Below are 19,151 nucleotides of genomic sequence, written 5' to 3'. Positions count from 1 at the left end.
TGATCTGTTCCTCACCTGAAATGAATATTTCCTGTGACTCAGAATTCTTACAACTAACAATTGCCAGAATGATAAGGAGAAGGGAAGACTGAATCTTAAGTCTCATGATATTTTCAGATGAAGGTTATTTGGTAAAAGTAATTTCGTAAAAAAATACATTGCTAACAAAACCATCTGTAAAAATATGGTTCACAGCAAATAAAGTATTATAAAAAAACAAAAGCCGGTCGATTGGACCGGCTTAGTAATTGATTTTAATTTGATTTTTATTTTTTGATGAGCGAGAAATCAAAGCTTTCCAGGAACTTGGTTGTAAAATTGCCTGCTTTGAATTCTTCATTTTCCAAGAGCGCTATATGGAATGGTATAGTGGTTTTTATACCATCTATAACAAACTCCTCAAGTGCTCTTTTCATCCTTACGATCACTTCTTCTCTCGATTGTCCGCTCACGATGAGCTTGGCAATCATAGAGTCATAATTGGGAGGAATGACGTAGCCTGCATAGACATGGCTGTCAACTCTTACTCCTCTACCTCCTGGTACATGTAGGTTTTGGATTTTTCCAGGGCTTGGCCTGAATCCGTTGGAAGGGTCCTCTGCATTTATCCTACATTCCATAGCAAATAGCTTTGGGTAGTAATTTTTGCCTGATATGGGTTCGCCTGCAGCAACTTTGATCTGTTCTTTGATCAGGTCAAAATCTGTTACTTCTTCTGTGATGGGATGTTCTACCTGAATCCGGGTATTCATTTCCATAAAAAAGAAGTTTCTATCCTTATCTACCAAAAACTCAATGGTACCTGCACCTTCATAACCAATGGCTTCAGCACCTTTGATGGCGGCGTTCCCCATAGCTTCTCTCAACTCATCTGTCATAAAGGGAGAAGGGGTTTCCTCTACCAATTTCTGGTGTCTTCTCTGAATTGAGCAGTCTCTTTCTGAAAGATGACAAGCTCTTCCTTTGCTATCACCGACAATTTGGATTTCAATGTGACGGGGTTCTTCGACAAATTTCTCGAGATATAGCCCGTTATTGTTGAAGGAAGCACTTGATTCCTGTCTTGCATCATCCCAAGCCTTTTTGAATTCGCTTTCCTGACGGACGATCCTCATTCCTTTACCTCCACCACCTGCAGTAGCTTTAAGGATGACTGGGTATCCCATTTCGCCGGCAATTTTGATTCCATGATCAATAGACTCTAGTAATCCTTCAGAGCCTGGAATGGTTGGGACGCCTGCCTCCTTCATGGTTGCTTTGGCAGTGGCTTTATCTCCCATTTTGTTGATCATTTCTGGACTTGCACCAATAAATTTGATACCGTAGTCTTCGCAGATCTTTGAAAATTCTGCATTCTCAGAAAGAAAACCATAGCCAGGATGTATGGCATCGGCATTGGTTATTTCTGCAGCAGCAATAATTCTGGGGATATTTAAATATGATTCCTTGCTTGGGGCCGCGCCTATACATACAGCTTCGTCCGCAAAACGCACGTGTAAACTGTCTTTGTCAGCTACGGAATAAACCGCTACAGTTTTGATACCCATCTCTTTGCAGGTCCGGATAACCCTAAGGGCAATCTCTCCACGGTTGGCAATTAATATTTTATTAAACACTGTGATTTGGGTTTGTTGAAACAAAAATTATCCTGCTGGATCTACCAAGAACAATGGCTGATCGTATTCCACTGGTTGAGAATTTTCAACCAATACCTTTACGATTTTCCCGGAAACTTCCGATTCGATTTCGTTAAAAAGTTTCATTGCTTCAATGATACAGACTGTCTGACCTTTGGTCACAGAATCGCCTACACTGACAAATGGATCTGTATCAGGATTTGGAGTTCTGTAGAAAGTCCCTATCATTGGAGATTTGATCTCCACGTATTTTGATGTGTCTTCTTTAGGTTCGGATGATGAAGCTGCAGCTGCTGCCGGAGCAGGGCTTGGTGCGGGAGCTGGTGCTGGGGCAGCAGCTACAGTAGATTCTACTCTTATCGGAGCTTCAGAATGCTTTTTGATAGAAAGTTTGAACTCGTCTGTTTCTATTTTCACTTCCGCTAATCCGGAATTTGAAATAAAATCTATTAAATCCTGTATTTCTTTTGCTTTCATAATTTTTGAATAGTTTAAAAATCACCCTTTAAGGGAGATTAAAGTTTGGGTTTGATATGAAATAGGAATTATATGTAATTTAAGAAAATCACAATAGGTATTGAAATTATTTTACTCTTTCGGAATAAGAACCATCTCTGGTATCTACCTTGATCATGATATCCTGTTCCACAAATAGCGGAACCATCACAGTAGCACCGGTTTCTAAAGTGGCCGGTTTTAATGCATTTGTAGCTGTATCTCCCTTGATTCCGGGTTCTGTATAAGTAATCATCAGTTCGACAAAGGGAGGTAATTCTACAGTGAGAGGAGTTTCTGTCTCAGCGTGGATGAGAATGTCAACGGTCTGACCTTCCTTGAGTAGATTGGCCCTTTCGATAAGTTTTTCCTGAATAGGTATTTGTTCAAAGGTGTCTAGGTCCATGAAATGGTAACCCATGTCATCAGCATAAATGAACTGATGAGCGCGTTTTTCAACCCTTGCTGTGGTTACCTTTTCACCTGCATTGAAAGTTTTGTCCAACACTTTACCAGTATTAAGGCTTTTTAGCTTTGTTCTTACAAAAGCTGCTCCTTTGCCTGGTTTTACATGCTGAAAATCCACTATGGTAAAAATGTCATTGTTCATTTCAAGACATAAACCATTTTTGAAATCTGCGGTACTTGCCATATTTATCAGTTTATTTTAAGCTTATTTTGGGTCATATCCCCATTTGAGATAAATGGATCCCCAGGTAAATCCTCCACCAAATGCGGCTAATATAATATTGTCTCCCTTTTTCAGTTGAGATTCGTAATCCCAAAGACAGAGAGGAAGTGTGCCTGCTGTTGTGTTTCCATATTTTTCGATGTTGAGCATGACTCTTTCTGGCCCTATCCCCATTCTATTTGCGGTAGCATCTATGATACGTTTATTCGCCTGATGCGGAACGAGCCAGGCGATATCATCCGAGTTAAGATTGTTTTTTTCCATGATACGGGCACTGACTTCGGCCATGTTGGTTACAGCAAATTTAAAAACAGTAGACCCTTCCTGAAAAGCAAAATGTTCCCGGGCAGCTATTGTTTCTGGTGTTGCTGGTTTCCTACTTCCTCCGGCTTTCATGTGTAAAAATGGTGCTCCTGAGCCATCTGCATGTAAAAGAGAGTCCATTACCCCTACTTCTTCTTGTGTAGGCTCTAACAATACAGCGCCACCTCCGTCACCAAAAATGATACAGGTAGCCCTATCCTGGTAATCTATGATGGATGACATTTTATCAGCCCCCACCACAATCACCTTTTTGTGCATACCGGTTTCAATAAACTGACTTCCCATGGTCAAAGCATATAGAAAGCCTGAACAGGCAGCTGAAATATCAAAGCTAAAACTATTTTTAGCGCCTACACCATCTGCAATAATATTGGCCGTTGCAGGAAAAGGCATGTCAGGAGTGACAGTGGCACAAATGATCAAATCAATATCTTCTGCTTTCGTGTTGGTTTTTTCGAGTAATCCTTTCACAGCGTTTATGCCGATGACAGAGGTTCCCTGGTTTTCTCCTTTTAGAATTCTTCTTTCTTTGATTCCTGTCCGGGTAGTGATCCATTCGTCATTGGTGTCCACCATGGTTTCCAATTCCCTGTTGGTCAAGACATACTCAGGTACCCAGCCATGAACACCTGTAATTACTGCTCTTGTTTTTTTCATTAATCAATGGTTTGTAGCCAAATTGAAAGTGTTGGTTTATGATTTGGCCTTTAGTGTTTTATAGTTAGTCAGTAAGGGAGTTTCCGTTTTATTGACAAACCAAAGCATCAAAATTATCTAAAATGTCCTTTTTCACCAAAGCTTTTTGCTATTTAAGACATATAGCATCAAGATTCTAAGGTGTATTCCTGTTGGATTCAGTAGATATTGAACGAAAAAATCCACCCTGAATCATGTCAGGGTGGATTTTGTCAAAAGGCCTTTTGTGTAATAATTAAGCAAGAACTTCTTTTTCCATGATAACCTGTCCTTTGTAGTACAGTTTACCGTCCAACCAATATGCTCTATGTGGTAGGTGGAATTCACCGGTAGTTGGACACTGAGCCATTCCTGGAGCTGTCAACTTATAGTGAGTTCTTCTTTTGTCTCTTCTGGTTTTCGAAATTTTGCGTTTAGGATGTGCCATCTCTATGCTATTTTAGATTAATCTTTATTCTTTAACTTATTTAAAATTTCCCATCTAGGGTCTACTGGCTTTTTCGGTTGAGATGGGTCTGTATCACTTGATTCTGTTTCTTTTTCATCCGAAACATAAACAACTGAACCTTCTCCTTCATCAAATTCATCTTCTTCGTCATCAAGGTAATCAGGGTGTATTTTCTTGGCTGGTATTGCCAAGAGGATAAATTCATAAATCAATTGGGCAACATTGATACTCGGGGTGTCCCTTGTAATCATCATCACATCTTCATTGATTTCCTGCTCAATTTGACCATATTTATAAAGCATAAATTCTTCATGCTTTAGCTGATAGTCAAATTCTTCCAAGCTTCTGTCACAGGTTAACCCTACTATCCCTTCGATTTCAAAGTTAGCTTCCATGAGTGATGCAGTCTTGTTCAGGTGCACTTTCACGGTTAGATTGGATCCTTTGACCCAATCAGTGGCTTCATAGAACTTAAAGAACTCATCATCCACATTAAACTCAAAAGTGTGTCTACCTTCATTAAGTTTGATGACGTCGATTTCGTACGTTCTCAAGAATTTCATGATTCCTCCCTCTAATTCAAGACCGCAAATTTAGGCAAATGAATGAGAAAAATAAAATTTGGTCAGGATTTATTTTTAAAAAGCTATGGCTCAGTAAAATGATGTTGAATTCATATTTTGAAATTTATGAAAATCTTCAACGATATCGATAACTAATCAATTAACGTTTTTGTACCATGATGATATTAACTGATACAAGATATTTGTTTTAAAATGCTGTTTAATTTTTATCAAATAATTCTTATTGTGGGAAAGTGGATAATCATGTTTATGTATATCGGATATGCAATTGCTAGAAAAACGAACTTAAATTTACCTCAGGTACTAACCAGGATTAAAAGGAGAAAGGTGTTGTTCGAAAGACAATTCGAACTTTCTGATGAATGGATTGAATTTCAAATTGAAACGGCCAACAAAATAAATCCAATGATGTTAAGTTAAAAAAATAACCCTATGAAATTTTTAAAACATAAAGTATTGATATCAAGTGTAATTTTTGCTGCTTTGGTTTTACCATTAGCTTTACAAGCTCAAGTAGACAGGGAAGCCCTCAAACAATATAATCAGGAAAGGATTGATTACAACAAATCAGGGATGCTAATACTGGGATCCTGGGCGGTAGGAAATATTGCCACAGGTGCAGTTATGGCTGAGAGGACTTCCGGTGAAACCAAGGCATTTCATCAAATGAATGTGTATTGGAACTCTGTGAATCTGCTGATAGCTGGTTTTGGCTATTTCAGTGCTATGAGAGAAGTACCTGAAGATGACTTATGGGCAACTATCAGTGCACAAAATAGCATTGAAAAAGTGTTGTTGGTAAATGCAGGCTTGGATGTTGCTTACATAGCAGCGGGATTATGGCTGAATGAGAGAGGGATGAGGTTGGATGATGAACAATTTCAGGGCTTTGGTAAATCCATTATGCTGCAAGGTGCTTTTTTGATGAGTTTTGATTTGATAAAGTACTTTGTACACAACAAACACTCGAAGGGTCTTGGCAAAATTGTGGACCAAGTCAACCTAACAGGGAATGGCTTATCCCTGCGATGGGAATTCTGAAATTCGGTGATGAAATATTCCGACAATTCACGTCAATGATTTTTTATTCAGGAGCAAAAGCCTTTGATTTGTTTACAATCATTTTTGCCCATGGAAAGTATCCGACCTTTTATAATTTATAAGTCTTCTGCTGGATCCGGAAAGACCTACACACTTACTTTGGAATACCTCAAACTTGCCCTTGGGAGTCCTGGAGCTTTCAGGCAGATACTTGCAGTTACTTTTACCAATAAGGCGACCCAGGAGATGAAAGAGCGGATTCTTGAGTTTTTGGAGAGGATTTCCAGAGAGGTTAGGCCTGAAGAATTTCTGGATCAGGAACTGATGAGGCATCTGGAGATAGATGATAAGACGCTTAGTGAAAGGGCAAAAAATACCCTGTTGGACATACTCCATTCCTATGGATATTTTTCAGTCAGTACTATAGATTCGTTTTTTCAAAAAGTCATCAGGTCATTTGCCAGAGAGATGGACTTACAAGCCAAGTTTGACATTGAACTGGACCAACAGGCTGTATTGGATAGGCTGGTAGATAGGGTGGTGGAGAAAGTGTCAGAGGATCAAAATCTCAAGCAATGGCTAGTGGAATATGCGAAAGACCAAATTGAGAATGGGAAATCTTGGGATGTCCGCTTGGGTATAAAAGAACTCGGCAGGGAGATTTTTCAGGAAAAATTCAAGCTTCACAGAGAAAGCTTTCAGACGGCTTTGGAAAAGGAGGACTTCGTACAGGAGCTTAGGGCATATATTTTTCAGCAGAGATCTATATTGGTTCAAATAGCATTGGAAATTAAGGAAAAAGCCAATGCCATCCGTGAAAGGAATGGGTTGGACTGGGCGGATTTTTCAGGTGGAAAAGGCAACTCTAATTTTGCAGGCAAATTTGAGAAGTTTGGTGATCAAATTCACCCTTTTCCTACTTTCACCGAAAAGCAACTCGTCAATATAGATAGTGTGGAAGGTTGGTATACCAAAACTTCCAAAAAGAAGGATTCGATTTCAGCAGCTGTAGATGGGGGACTGAGATCATTGATTATTGATGCTCTTCCGTTAAGAACAAGGTGGAATACCTTGGATGCTTTACTTAAAAATCTGCGCGTCTATGGAGTTTTCAGGAACCTTATTTTGGAATTGAGAGAGTTAAAAGATGAGGAAGGCATTTTATTGATCTCTGATGTCAATGATTTTCTAAAAGAAATTACCAAAGACAATGAAGCGCCATTTATTTATGAAAAAATAGGGAATCAATACAAGCATTTCCTGATTGATGAGTTTCAGGATACTTCGGATTTTCAGTGGTCCAGTTTCAAACCATTATTACTCAACTCTCTGGCTTCGGGAAATACCAATTTGCTGGTTGGGGATGTCAAGCAATCCATTTACCGTTGGAGAGGTGGGAAGCTGGAGCTGCTTTTGAATGAGGTTGAGCAACAGATTGGGAGTGCCATGATTGAAGTCAAAAATCTGGATGTCAATTTCAGGAGCCTCCCGAAAGTGATAGATTTCAACAATACACTTTTTGGCAATTTGCCAGAGTGGATGCAGCAATTGATACAATCAGATTTTCAGGTAGATGCAGGTAATATGCTTGGGCAGGCCTTCGCTGAGGTCCGTCAGCAAGTTCCTCAGAAGAAAAGAGCCCTTCCTTTTCAGGGCTTTATCCACTTGGAATTCACAGAAAAAGAGTACAGAAGAAGTGCTAACCATGAAAACGATGAGGATGCTGAAGAACAAGAGGAGATAGAGGTTCTGGATAAAATACCGGAATTGGTGGAGCGTCTCCAGGATAAGGGATATGCCTTAAAGGATATCGCATTTTTGGTCAGGAAAAACCAGGAAGGTGCCCAAATAGCAGATAAACTGATAGACTATGCCCGGGAAAACAAGGGGAACGGCTATGGTTACGATGTTCTATCAGAAGAATCCTTGTTTATCCATAGGTCCGCTGCTGTAAAGGCTTTGATATCGCTACTGAAATACCTCAGAGATCAGGAAGATCAGGTGGCGATTAAAACTTGCTTTTATTATTATGCTCTTTTTCATAAAATACCTTATACACACGAATTATTTGAATTGGGTGGACTCGCTACAGAAATACAGTCCAAGCAGAGACAATTGGAGACTCATGTAGGGAAGTGGCTTCAGCAGCCTCTCTTGGAGTTGGTGGACGTGTTGATACAGTTTTTGGAGCTTACCGATGCAGGAACTGATTTGGCTTATATCTCTGGCTTTAAAGAAGCTGTTTTTGATTTTGTAAAAAAGAACAGAGCGGACTTAGCAGGCTTTCTGGATTGGTGGGAATTGAATAAAGACAAGCAAACAGTGAAAATCCCCGAAGACCATGATGCGATGCGGATTTTGACTATTCACAAATCTAAAGGCTTACAATATAAAGTGATTTTGATGCCTTTTGTTGATTGGAAAGTGGTGGCTACAGGCAATCAAGCGCCAATACTTTGGTCACCATGGCAAGAGGAGGATCTTCAAGCCGTCATGCCCCTTTCTCATAATAAAGACCTAAGTCAGACGGCTTTTGAGTCACTCTATTCCGAGGAAGTGAAATTAGCTTACTTGGATTCACTCAACATGCTATACGTTGCATTTACCCGTGCTGAGGAAATAATCTGGGGACATGCAAATTATATCACTTCGAAGAGCAGTGGAATTTCTACCAAAACCACAGGGGGAATATTGTATACCTTATTTGAAGAAGGTCAGTTCTGTACCAGTATGGGGGAGGAAGCCATATGGAATTCTGAATCAAAAGTATTTGAATTTGGAGAATGGCCTGAGCTAAAAGAAAAAGAAAAAGATTTTTCTAAAAAGGAGCTCCTGTTGAATTGGGGATATACAGAGTGGAGCAGTAGATTGAAGACCAAAGAGTATGCCTGGGATTTTGGGCATATCGGGATACAAGATCGTTCCGAAAGAAAAATTGGTGTATTGGTTCACGAAATCCTTGAAAACTCCAATACCCTGAAAGAAGCCCTTTCATTGGTGACGCAATATAGTTTTGAGGGTAGGTTTGAAGAGCAAGTCAAAGTTGAATTGGAAAAGCAGCTCAAGGATTTATTTTCTACATCCCAATTCCGAAACTGGTATTCCGGTGAATATAAAGCGTTCGCAGAGCAGGGAATACTGCTTCCTGGTGGAGCCCAAAGGAGGCCTGACCGTATCCTCATCAGTGAAAAAGAGGTCATTGTATTGGATTTTAAAACCGGAGTTAAGAAAGATTCGCATCAAGTTCAGGTAAGAGAGTACATGCAATTGTTAGGGCAGATCGTGCCTTTGGTTGTCAAAGGCTACCTCTGCTACCTAGAACCTACACAAATCATAGAAGTATATGGATAGTTTTTTGAAAGATACAGCTGCCTCTATTCTGGCATCAGGCAGAGATATGAAAGATACTGTAGTGGTCTTACCAAACCGCAGGGCGGGATTATTTTTTATTAGGTACATGGGGGAATTGATAGACCATCCCAGTTGGATGCCAGACGTGAAAACCATAGAACAGGTCTTTGGTGGTCTGGCAGGACAAGTGCCCGCGGATAATCTGAGTTTGGTATTTGAACTGTATGAGGTGTATTGTCAGCTACAGTCTGAACCGGAAGATTTTGATAGGTTCTACTTTTGGGGGGAATTGATCCTGAAAGATTTTAACGACATAGATCAGTTTATGGCTGATGCCAAAACCCTTTATAGAAACCTTTCTGAGATCAAAAGTTTTGAAGCGGATCTCAGCTACCTGACAGATGATCAGGTGAAATTGATTGAGCAGTTTTGGAAGTCTTTCAAGAGCCAAAAGGACAAGGAGAAAGAAAAATTCCTTCGTTTTTGGCAGATTTTGGGAGACTTGTATGAGCGTTTTAATGCCCACTTGGATGTGTCAGGATTGTCTTATACAGGTAAAATATACAGGAATGCCATTTCCAAGTTGGATAATATGGAAGCCCCCGAAAAACACTATGTGTTTGTGGGTTTCAACGCCTTCACTTATACTGAGGAAAAGCTGATCAAACATTTCATCAAGCAATATGGAGCTGAGATTTATTGGGACATAGACACCTATTATCTCAAGGATGAAAGGCAGGAATCTGGCTTATTTTTCAGAGATTATAGGAAGGATCCTGTGTTTGGGCCAACCTTCCCCGAAGAGATTCCATCAAGAATAGCTTCAAAATCCAAGATGATTTCAACTTACGCAGTGCCTCTGAAAATCAATCAGGCGAATCTTGTAGGTAGTTTATTGGAACAAGTAAAAGCAGGGGAGTCTTTGGAGGAGACTGTTGTTATTTTACCTGACGAGCAACTGCTTTTCCCAACATTGCATGCCATACCTGAGCAAATTGAAAAGCTGAATGTCACTATGGGTTATCCTATCCGAAATGCACCTGTTTACGCATTTTTGGATGCAATATTGGATTTGCAGCGCTTTATTAAAGTAAGGAATGGGAAGACTTTTTTCTACCATAAACCTGTACTTGATCTTTTGTCCTTCACCTACCTCATTGATGCTGACAGTGCATTTGTAGCTTCATTGAAAATGCATATTTCAAGTACCAATAGCCTTGATATTCCTTCTGAAGTTTTCGAACAAGGAGGTGGTTTGTTTTCCATGATATTTAAGAAAGTAGAGGCGGTTGAGTTGTTTGAATACCTAGGAGATTTGCTTTCGAAGCTAGCTGAACAGCTCAAGGATGACAGTATTCAGCGCTCCTATCTTTTTCAAACCTACAAGTTACTCAATAGGATGAAGGAGAATTTCAAAGGGAATAGGTTGGGGGATTTGAAGACTGAGTTTTTTCTAAAGCTTTTCAGACAATTATTCAGAGAAGTCAAGTTGCCGTTTGAAGGAGAACCTTTGGAGGGTTTGCAGCTTATGGGAGTCCTTGAGTCCAGAAACCTTGATTTCAAGCGGGTGATTGTCTGTGATGTGAACGAGGGGAGTTTTCCTCCTGGGGGAGGCATTAATTCCATGATTCCTTATAACCTGAGGAGAGCCTTCAAGTTGCCTGTTCAAGAACAGAATGATGCCATTTATGCCTACACATTTTATAGGCTTTTGCATAGGGCAGAAGAGGTGCACCTGATATATAGTACTTCTGCCAATCAAGGTAAGGCAGGGGAGATGTCCCGTTTTCTCCAACAGATGCAAGTGGAGTTGGGGATTTCCAATCCTCAAGTGGTTATGTTGGAAGCTACGCTTACCCCATCAAGGGAGATTTATATTGAGAAAACAGAGGCTATTCTGGATACGCTGCGCAAATATGTGGTTCAAGGAAGTCCCAAAGACCACAGAAAAAAGCTTTCTGCTTCGGGAATTAATTCCTACTTGGATTGTTCTCTCCGTTTCTATTTTCGTTATGTGGCTGGATTGAATGAAAAAGAGGAAGTTGCCGCAGAAGTTGATGCAGGCGTTTTTGGAAGTATTTTACACAAGGCCATTGAATTTTTATACCAAGTTCCGGAGGGTCAGGAATTCCGGAAAATCACTCCGCATGAACTTGAGCGAATCAAGCCACAGATTCCTGCTATGGTAGACAAGGCCATCATGGATTTTTATAAGCAGTCAGAAGGTACTGATATTCACATTACCGGTCAGATGGAAATAGTCAGGGAGATTTTTGTAAATTATATTCAAGCTATCGTGGAATATGACCTGAGAAATGGAGATTTTAAGGTTCTAGGTTTGGAAAAAGATTATCATGCAAGCATCCCCGTCAATGTAGATGGCAAAATACAGCCAATAGGTCTTTATGGATTGATAGACCGGGTTGATGAACGAGAGGGGATTATCAGACTATTGGATTATAAAACCGGAAAGGATAATAAAAAAATAGAGTCCATTCCTTCTTTAGTCGATAGAGAAAATAAAAACAGAAATAAAGCAGGTCTTCAGACAATGCTTTATGCTTACCTTTACCAATTTGCCAATGATTCAAATCTAAAGCCCTTAAAACCTGGCTTATTCAACGTCAAAGAAATCTTTAAAGAAAACTTCAGTCCTTTCCTTTTGATGGACAAGTCTGAAGTTGAAAATTACTTTGACCATAGAGAAGAATTTGAGGAAGGTCTGAGCGGACTATTGGCAGAGATTTTTGATGCAAACATTCCTTTTACACAGACTGAAGATATTTTAAAATGTGGTTACTGTCCTTACAAAGAGATGTGTGGAAGGTGATCAAATCAGGTTATGGGAATCTTTAGCAGCTTTTGAAGAATTCCTAAATTATAGCAATTGAAATATTTACTTAATTAGCTTCAAAAGAATTGGAAGTATTTTGCGTTTTCACAAAAGAATTGGATTAACCTCCGCGTTTCTTCCTTCCGTTTGATTCGACTTTAATGTCAGCAGTAGGTTCTGGTTCGAACTGATAGAAATCTTCTGCTAGGATCTGATTGGCACCTTGGTCAAATACAATACTTTTGTAATAAAGGGGTAGCAAATAATCACCATTTTCATCAAGGATACCATACTTATCTCCTAACCTGACCAGTATTTTATTGAGGTCTTCCCTTCGAAGCTCTTGGAATTTGGGTGCCACAATCTCTTTTCCATCAGGTGCAATTAAACCAAATTTATTGTCATCTTCAGTAATAAAATAATTGTCTGCTCCACGGGAAATGCGTTCATAGCCTTCCGATAGCAATAAATTCCCACTTCTATCAATTAGATTTTGTTTCCCTGAAAGCCTAACCAAGGCTAGCCCTCTTTTGAATTCAGCTCCTTGTTCAAACTGTGTATCAGATATCCAGCTGCCATTTCTATCAATATAGCCCCATCGACCATTCGATTTGACGGCAGCAAAACCTTCGTTGAATTTCTTGCCATCTTCAAATTTGGCTGGGATAGCCCATTTTCCCAGGACATCCACAAACCCCAATTTCCCATCTTTCAAAGCAGGGTATAAGCCTTCTTTGCCTGGTAATATTTTGTCAACTCCTGCAATAGGCTTAACTTCCCATCCTTTTGGTCCAAGTAAGCCCATTGTTTGGTCTCTGAGAAAAACATTGTAATGCTTTTCTCCCACAGGCAGCACTTTTTCCATCCCTACTTGATCCAATAAGATGCCGTCGTTATCCATTACCCTACGCAGTTTGCCATGAATGTATTCCAATAGCATTCCGTCCTCATTGGTGATTTTATGATAGGATGAATAGCTGATATCCGCTTTGCCTTCCCGACCTTTTATCAACATGTATTGGTTGCCATCATAAGCATAAAAGTAGTCCTCTTCCAGGTGGACCAAGTGATCAATAACAGGTCTGAGCACATAATTCCCTTCTCTATTGACCAAGCCATAGCCTGTCGCTTCTTTTGCTATCAGGTAGTTTTGGTTGATTTCTCTAATCTCATCAAACAAGTGGTCAGGATCATCTGACAAGGGTAAAAAGTATCCTTGTGCTGTTTTGGCAATTACTTGTCCGTTCATGGCCAAAATAGCTTCGTCAAAAGTGCCTACATCGGTCAATTCACGAGTGGAGTGATCATAGAGCCAGTACTGCCTTCCTTTGTTGGCAAGGAGTCTAGTGAAAAAGGTCTGTACGTTATCATATTCCGCGGGTAAAATCTCTTCACCATATTCATGAAAAGCTCCTTTACCCTGCTTCCCCTGAGTAATGATCCAGGGCTGGTCATAAGCATGAATGGATTCTGCTTTTAGGTTGATAAAGGGTTTATATTCCCTACTTAATAATTTGACTTGATTGTTTGCATTGCTTATCCTCACAGATTCTCCCAAGATTCTGATGTGGTCATATTCCACTCTGGATTTAAGCATGAGATTTTGGTCATAAACCTCATAGGTTTGGGAAATTGCAGGTAAGTGGGTGAAATGTAGGATACAGGCAGAAAATATACTACCCCAAATTAATTTTGAACTCATCTTAAGCTAGTTGAAGAGGTAAATTAAAGGGAATAGTACTGTATTTCAATGTAGAATGTGGAATTTCTTATTCCTTTTTCTCGCTAATTTTTTCCAAGTCGAATAAATCAGAAATAATATTGATCATCTGATCTGCGTCGTCCCTTAGACAAGCAGCTCTCAATTGCACAACAGGCACCTTAAGCACTTTTTGCATCATGCTCTTGGTAATCCTATCAATCATGGCTACTTGACCAGAATCGGCATTTTTGAGAAATCTTTCCATTTCTTCCTGACGTATCTGCTCAAGGGCATTTTTGAGTTTGTTGATGGTAGGAGACACCATCATTCCTTTTTTCCAGTTAAAAAATTCTTCTATGGCCTCTTCTATGATTCTTTCTACCTCTGGTACTGCAGCAAGCCTTCTTTCTAGGGTTTCACTGGCTTTGCTTCTGATATTATCAACATTGTAAAGCATTACTCCGGGGACATCCTCAATTGTAGTTTCAATACTCCTAGGTACTGATAAATCAACAAATAGCTTATAGCTTGGAATGTCCAAAGATTTTACAAAAGATTTTGTAATGAATGGTTCTGACTTCATGATCGAAGAGACAACAACATCAGCGTCATTCATGGCATCCATACATTGCTCGAAAGGAATGGCATCATATCCCAATTCATCTGCTAAGGATTTAGCTTTTTCAAATGTTCTGTTGGATATGGTGACTTTCGCGTCAGGAATATTTACCATATTCTTAGCCACATCTTCCCCAATTTCACCTACACCAATTAAAAGAACACGAGGCTGGTAAGTATTTGAAGTAAGTTCTTCGATCAATTCAACAGCAGCATAGGATACAGAAGCAGCGCCATCTTTAAAGGCTGTTTCCTGCACTACTCTTTTACTGCTAAAAAAGACAGTATGCATAAGTCTGTGCAGAAAAGGACCTGCAAGATCCAAGTCAGCAGACATTTGATATGCTCTTTTGACCTGATTGGAAATCTGCATGTCACCGACCACCTGAGCCTCTAGACCCATAGATACTTTGAACAAATGCTGAATTGAATCCCTGTCGTGATTTATGATATTGAAGTATTCCAAATAATCTACAACATTAGAAATACCTTTTTCCAAACCTATCAATTTGATGATCTCAGTGCTGAGGTCTAATTCATGGGAATAATAAACTTCTGTTCTGTTGCAAGTAGATAGAATCAGTGTATCAGTCAGGCTGAAAAAATCCTTCAGTTTAATCAGTAAAGCATGTATAGAACCTTCATCTAAGGAGATAACCTCTCGGATCTGTACGGGAGCATTTTTATGGGACAAGCTTATCGCTCTGAAGTTGTGCTGCATTTCTGATACTTTTCGCATACAAATTTAATTCAGTTTCTTTTCAAAAGAAAATTTCGTGACATACTGTCTTAATTTAAAACCTATCTAAATAAGAGCGGTTGGAATTTAAATTCTATAGAGCCTCAAATTTTTACTTTTTGGATATTCCATTCAATCCTATTAAATTATGTTCTTCAATTACGGCGAAGTTCGGGTGATTGGATTTTAGACAAAAGGATATTTTTATGAAGTCTAAGTTTTATTTTTTTCTTAGAACCTATCTAGGATTTTCCAGAAGAGAATCCCGTGGGTTCATTTTATTGATTCCAGTATTCCTTTTGCTCTATTTTATTCCAAATTTTTATAACAAAGTGCTGGAAAATGAAAACATAGAGCATTACATTGAATATCAAGGGGTGATTGATAGTATGTTGGAAGCTGGGTTCCACTTATATCAACCAAATTTCGCCAAATTTAATTCTCCAACCCTCCAAGATACCACTAAAAAATCATCTTCTTATCAACGTAGAGAAGCACCTATGTTGAAAAAGCTTGATTTTTTTGAGGCTGACTCTGTGGTTTTGCAAGTAGTTCCGGGAATAGGGCAGAAGATGGCTGGCAGGATTGTGAAGTTCAGAGAAGGAATGGGAGGCTTGTTGCACAAAGACCAATTATTGGATGTTTATGGCATGACACCTGAAGTTTTGGATAGGGTTTTTGAATACTTTGATTTTAAACCTGGATTATACAGAAAACTCAATATCAATCAAGCTGATGTTTTTGAAATAGCCAAACACCCTTATATCAACTATGGCGCTGCCAAGGTGATTGTGGCATACAGGGAACAGCATGGCGATTACAGGAAGCCGGAAGACCTACTACAAGTCAAAATTTTCAGTGAAGATTGGGTGGAGAGGGTAAGTCCATATTTGATCTTCGAATAATTTTTTGGTTGGCCTTTGAGTAAAATAAAGAACAGTCAGTAGTCTACTTACTTCCACTTTAGAATGACAGAAAAACTTTAATAGACAATTAATTCTCCAGGCATATGACGTTTATTGTATCCTTATTTTGAAGATGAATAAACCATCTCCCCCCCGATAAATGTATTTTTTACTTTGATATTTCTCAAATCTTTGCGGCTGACTGTCATGATGTCTTCCTCCAAAACCACAAAATCTGCAAGCTTTCCGGGTTCTATACTTCCTTTAAGGTGTTCTTCAAAGTTGGCATATGCAGCCCAAATTGTCATTCCTTTTAGCGCTTGTTCTCTTGTGATCCTATTTTCCGGCTGAAAACCTCCGTCAGGCCAATTGTCAGCATCCATCCTTGCGACAGCAGCATGAAATCCGAAAAGGGGGTTGATATGTTCTACAGGAAAGTCGCTACCAAGTGCCAGCATTTCATTCTGATCCAAAAGGTCTTTGTATGCATAGGCTGTTTTGATACGAAAGGAACCCAAGCGCTGCTCAGCCCAATACATATCAGATGTGGCATGCGTGGGTTGGACAGATGGTATTATGCTGTATTGGGCGAATTTTGGCATATCCTCTTTGCTTACAATCTGCGCATGCTCAATTCTCCATCTCAGGTCGTTTTTTCCTTTCAGGTATTTGGCATAGATATCCAATAGGGTTCTGTTAGCGGAATCTCCGATGCAGTGGGTGTTCATTTGAAAGCCGTTCTCATACATTTTCATGGCCAATTCGTCAAACTCTTCAGGGGTTTTCAAAAGGAACCCATAATGATCACTGTGGTCATGATAGGGCCTAAGTAAAGCGGCTCCTCTGGAACCCAAAGCCCCATCTCCATATATTTTAAAGCTTTTTATAGTGATATTGTCATCCTGATAAGGTCCTGATTCAAAATAATGAGCCATGTTATCTTCGGAAGGATTGACCATTGCATACATCCGTATTTTTAGTGCCTTTTCTTGCTGCATTTTTTGGATCAGTTCAATGACTCCTCTTTCCAGGCCAGCATCGACCACTGTGGTCAATCCTACCTCAAAGCAATTTTCCTGTGCTCCCAGAAGTGCATTTCTTGATTCATCTTCACTTGGATCAGGAACTTTTGAAGACACCAATTTGATGGCATTATCAATTAGAACTCCTGTTGGTTTGCCATCCTTGAGAATGACCTTTCCCCCAATCATTTCAGTTGAAGCCGTTATGCCACCTAAGTTTAATGCTTTCTGATTGACAAGAGCTGCATGGCCATCGATCCTTGTAAGAAGAACTGGTGTGTCCGGAAATAATTCGTCAAGTGCATCTTTCGTGGGAAACTCTTTTCCTTCCCAGAGATTCTGATCCCACCCTTTCCCCATGATCCAAGATACGTCAGGATTTCTATCAAAGTGGTCCTTGACCCTCTGTATCAATTCCTCCTCAGATTCTGCTCCAAGCAGATCCGCGACATGTAGCCCAAGTCCGTAACGGTAAAAGTGTGCGTGGGCATCAATGAAACCAGGATAAATAGTTTTACCTTTCATATCAATGACCTGTTCACTTTTAAATTTTGAAAGTACGCTGTTGTTGCTCCCTACAGATACAAACCTGTTGTCGATGATAGCGAAAGCCTGTGCAATGTTGAAGCCTCCATCTACAGTATATATGGTGGCGTTATGTACAATTAGGTCTGCTGATTCTTTTCCAGTACCACAACTTTGAAAAATCAGCCCTGCAGTCAGGGTATAAATAAGGAGTAAAATTTTTTTCATTTTTGAATGTTGAATAGGTGATTGTTCTCCAAAAGACTGGATATTTGCCAAATGTCGGCATACAAATACGATTTTCTGAAAATTGAGTTGAATTTTCCCAAATTCGAATTCAGGTTGGAGGAAACTGAAGGTAAATTAAGCATTTTCGATTCATTGAGAAAGAAGAATCTTATGTTGACCCCAGAAGAATGGGTACGGCAACATATGATAGCCTTTTTGATCCAATACCATAATTACCCTAAATCTCTCATTTCATTGGAAAAAGGGTTGAAATATAACCAACTTCAAAAACGTTCCGACATTTTGGTTTTGGACAGGGATGGTAAAGCCTTTTTATTGATAGAGTGCAAAGCTCCTGAAATTCAGCTTTCCCAAAAAACTGTAGAACAGGTGTCAGTATATAATAAAAGTATTGCTGCTCCCTTCGTAGGGATTAGTAATGGTATTCATCATCTTTTTTTATCTTTTGATCCAAAAACCCAATCCTACAAGCAAATAGTAGAAATTCCCCAATTTGATGTCTAAATAAGTGACATCTGTCATCTTTTTGACTATATTTAAGCCAAAGGTATAAGTATTAAAACTATTAATAATACAATGAAAACCCAGCCCAAGAATGTTTCCTGTGAACTATGTATCAGTAGAAAGTTTTCCCTTTTTGCTGGTGTAGCAGATCAGCATTTATGTCATGTCTCTGAAAATAAAAACTTCATTAGCCACAAGAAAGGTCAAATACTGTTTTATGAAGGAACAAAGCCTTTAGGGGTTTTTTGTATCAATGAAGGGGTGGTTAAAGTTTCGAAAACAGCTTCTAATGGAAAAGAGCAAATTATTCGCTTGGCTAAGAAAGGAGATTTCTTAGGATATACGGCTTTGCTTGGTGAGGAGTCTTATTCTTCTTCGGCAACGATCGTTGAAGAAGCTAAAATCTGCTTTATCCCAAGAGAATCTTTCCTCAAAGTTTTATCAGATGATAATGCTTTTCAACAAAAAGTAACCAAAGCCATTTGTAATGACCTGGGCATTATGGAGAGTAAATTGACAGATGCTACCCAGAAATCTATCAGAGAGAGATTGGCATTTACACTTTTGAAACTTTGTGAAAATTATGGGATTGAAGGTCAGGAAGGACAGAAGATTGATATCGTATTGACTAGAGAAGAAATTGCCGGTTTGGTTGGTACAGCGACAGAAACAGTAATCAGGTTGCTTTCTGAATTCAAAAAAGACGAACTGATTGAGTTCGATGGGAAAAAGATTATAGTATTGGATAAAAAAGGATTGGCAAGACTTTCTGATTTCTATGGCTGAT

The 19,151-nt window shown here is 39.3% G+C and carries 15 protein-coding genes; 6 read left to right on the top strand and 9 right to left on the bottom strand.

Annotated elements, in window-relative coordinates; all coding sequences use genetic code 11:
- Positions 1–266: 266 nt before the first annotated feature.
- From accC to EA341_RS15885, 6 genes are all read right to left on the bottom strand, one after another.
- Positions 267–1,616 (bottom strand): acetyl-CoA carboxylase biotin carboxylase subunit, encoded by a 1,350-nt coding sequence (gene accC, locus EA341_RS15910; protein ID WP_293016155.1) that lies wholly within the window; start codon positions 1,614–1,616, stop codon positions 267–269.
- A gap of 27 nt (positions 1,617–1,643) precedes the next feature.
- Complete coding sequence (gene accB, locus EA341_RS15905) at positions 1,644–2,114, bottom strand: acetyl-CoA carboxylase biotin carboxyl carrier protein (RefSeq protein WP_293016154.1); 471 nt, start codon at positions 2,112–2,114, stop codon at positions 1,644–1,646.
- Positions 2,115–2,220: 106 nt separating this feature from the next.
- On the bottom strand, positions 2,221–2,784 hold the full coding sequence (gene efp, locus EA341_RS15900; RefSeq protein ID WP_293016153.1) for an elongation factor P: 564 nt from the start codon (positions 2,782–2,784) through the stop codon (positions 2,221–2,223).
- Positions 2,785–2,805: 21 nt separating this feature from the next.
- Entirely contained in the window at positions 2,806–3,804 is a 999-nt protein-coding gene (locus EA341_RS15895) for a beta-ketoacyl-ACP synthase III (RefSeq protein ID WP_293016152.1), read from the bottom strand.
- Positions 3,805–4,078: 274 nt separating this feature from the next.
- A complete protein-coding gene (rpmF, locus tag EA341_RS15890; protein WP_293016151.1) occupies positions 4,079–4,270 on the bottom strand; it encodes a 50S ribosomal protein L32 in 192 nt (63 codons plus the stop codon).
- A 17-nt stretch (positions 4,271–4,287) separates the two neighbouring features.
- The gene (locus tag EA341_RS15885; RefSeq protein ID WP_293016150.1) at positions 4,288–4,854 is read right to left on the bottom strand and encodes a DUF177 domain-containing protein; all 567 of its coding nucleotides are present in this window, start codon (positions 4,852–4,854) and stop codon (positions 4,288–4,290) included.
- A 453-nt stretch (positions 4,855–5,307) separates the two neighbouring features.
- Here EA341_RS15885 and EA341_RS15880 point away from each other — a divergent pair, with 453 nt between their 5' ends.
- From EA341_RS15880 to EA341_RS15870, 3 genes are all read left to right on the top strand, one after another.
- Complete coding sequence (locus EA341_RS15880) at positions 5,308–5,916, top strand: hypothetical protein (RefSeq protein WP_293016149.1); 609 nt, start codon at positions 5,308–5,310, stop codon at positions 5,914–5,916.
- 90 nt (positions 5,917–6,006) lie between these two features.
- Positions 6,007–9,267, top strand: a complete 3,261-nt coding sequence (locus tag EA341_RS15875) for an exodeoxyribonuclease V subunit beta (protein ID WP_293016148.1) — start codon at positions 6,007–6,009, stop codon at positions 9,265–9,267.
- Positions 9,260–12,097, top strand: a complete 2,838-nt coding sequence (locus EA341_RS15870) for a PD-(D/E)XK nuclease family protein (protein WP_293016147.1) — start codon at positions 9,260–9,262, stop codon at positions 12,095–12,097. The genes EA341_RS15875 and EA341_RS15870 overlap by 8 nt, the downstream gene beginning before the upstream one ends.
- Before the next feature lie 124 nt (positions 12,098–12,221).
- On the opposite strand, the gene EA341_RS15865 is transcribed toward EA341_RS15870, so the two are convergent.
- Both EA341_RS15865 and hemA read right to left on the bottom strand, forming a co-directional pair.
- A complete protein-coding gene (locus tag EA341_RS15865) occupies positions 12,222–13,802 on the bottom strand; it encodes a WG repeat-containing protein (protein WP_293016146.1) in 1,581 nt (526 codons plus the stop codon).
- A 67-nt stretch (positions 13,803–13,869) separates the two neighbouring features.
- Entirely contained in the window at positions 13,870–15,141 is a 1,272-nt protein-coding gene (hemA, locus tag EA341_RS15860) for a glutamyl-tRNA reductase (protein WP_293016156.1), read from the bottom strand.
- 224 nt (positions 15,142–15,365) lie between these two features.
- Here hemA and EA341_RS15855 point away from each other — a divergent pair, with 224 nt between their 5' ends.
- Positions 15,366–16,064, top strand: coding sequence for a helix-hairpin-helix domain-containing protein (locus EA341_RS15855; protein ID WP_293016145.1), 699 nt, complete (start codon positions 15,366–15,368; stop codon positions 16,062–16,064).
- Between the two features lie 122 nt (positions 16,065–16,186).
- On the opposite strand, the gene EA341_RS15850 is transcribed toward EA341_RS15855, so the two are convergent.
- Complete coding sequence (locus EA341_RS15850; protein WP_293016144.1) at positions 16,187–17,839, bottom strand: amidohydrolase; 1,653 nt, start codon at positions 17,837–17,839, stop codon at positions 16,187–16,189.
- Positions 17,840–17,890: 51 nt separating this feature from the next.
- On the opposite strand from EA341_RS15850, the gene EA341_RS15845 reads away from it, so the two are divergent.
- Positions 17,891–18,364 (top strand): type I restriction enzyme HsdR N-terminal domain-containing protein, encoded by a 474-nt coding sequence (locus EA341_RS15845; RefSeq protein WP_293016143.1) that lies wholly within the window; start codon positions 17,891–17,893, stop codon positions 18,362–18,364.
- A gap of 72 nt (positions 18,365–18,436) precedes the next feature.
- Positions 18,437–19,150, top strand: coding sequence for a Crp/Fnr family transcriptional regulator (locus EA341_RS15840; protein WP_293016142.1), 714 nt, complete (start codon positions 18,437–18,439; stop codon positions 19,148–19,150).
- Position 19,151: the final 1 nt, after the last annotated feature.

Origin of the sequence: Mongoliibacter sp., from assembly GCF_007692705.1 — a bacterium.
Lineage (GTDB): Bacteria > Bacteroidota > Bacteroidia > Cytophagales > Cyclobacteriaceae > Mongoliibacter.
The sequence above is the reverse complement of the archived record's forward strand: the minus strand, read 5'-3'. Positions and strand labels throughout refer to the sequence as shown.

Excerpts from the sequence above, each read along its gene's own strand:
- accB (WP_293016154.1), bottom strand. The coding sequence starts at position 2,114 with ATGAAAGCAAAAGAAATACAGGATTTAATAGATTTTATTTCAAATTCC.
- efp (WP_293016153.1), bottom strand. The coding sequence starts at position 2,784 with ATGGCAAGTACCGCAGATTTCAAAAATGGTTTATGTCTTGAAATGAAC.
- EA341_RS15895 (WP_293016152.1), bottom strand. The coding sequence starts at position 3,804 with ATGAAAAAAACAAGAGCAGTAATTACAGGTGTTCATGGCTGGGTACCT.
- rpmF (WP_293016151.1), bottom strand. The coding sequence starts at position 4,270 with ATGGCACATCCTAAACGCAAAATTTCGAAAACCAGAAGAGACAAAAGA.
- EA341_RS15885 (WP_293016150.1), bottom strand. The coding sequence starts at position 4,854 with ATGAAATTCTTGAGAACGTACGAAATCGACGTCATCAAACTTAATGAA.
- EA341_RS15880 (WP_293016149.1), top strand. The coding sequence starts at position 5,308 with ATGAAATTTTTAAAACATAAAGTATTGATATCAAGTGTAATTTTTGCT.
- EA341_RS15875 (WP_293016148.1), top strand. The coding sequence starts at position 6,007 with ATGGAAAGTATCCGACCTTTTATAATTTATAAGTCTTCTGCTGGATCC.
- EA341_RS15870 (WP_293016147.1), top strand. The coding sequence starts at position 9,260 with ATGGATAGTTTTTTGAAAGATACAGCTGCCTCTATTCTGGCATCAGGC.
- EA341_RS15865 (WP_293016146.1), bottom strand. The coding sequence starts at position 13,802 with ATGAGTTCAAAATTAATTTGGGGTAGTATATTTTCTGCCTGTATCCTA.
- hemA (WP_293016156.1), bottom strand. The coding sequence starts at position 15,141 with ATGCAGCACAACTTCAGAGCGATAAGCTTGTCCCATAAAAATGCTCCC.
- EA341_RS15855 (WP_293016145.1), top strand. The coding sequence starts at position 15,366 with ATGAAGTCTAAGTTTTATTTTTTTCTTAGAACCTATCTAGGATTTTCC.
- EA341_RS15850 (WP_293016144.1), bottom strand. The coding sequence starts at position 17,839 with ATGAAAAAAATTTTACTCCTTATTTATACCCTGACTGCAGGGCTGATT.
- EA341_RS15845 (WP_293016143.1), top strand. The coding sequence starts at position 17,891 with ATGTCGGCATACAAATACGATTTTCTGAAAATTGAGTTGAATTTTCCC.
- EA341_RS15840 (WP_293016142.1), top strand. The coding sequence starts at position 18,437 with ATGAAAACCCAGCCCAAGAATGTTTCCTGTGAACTATGTATCAGTAGA.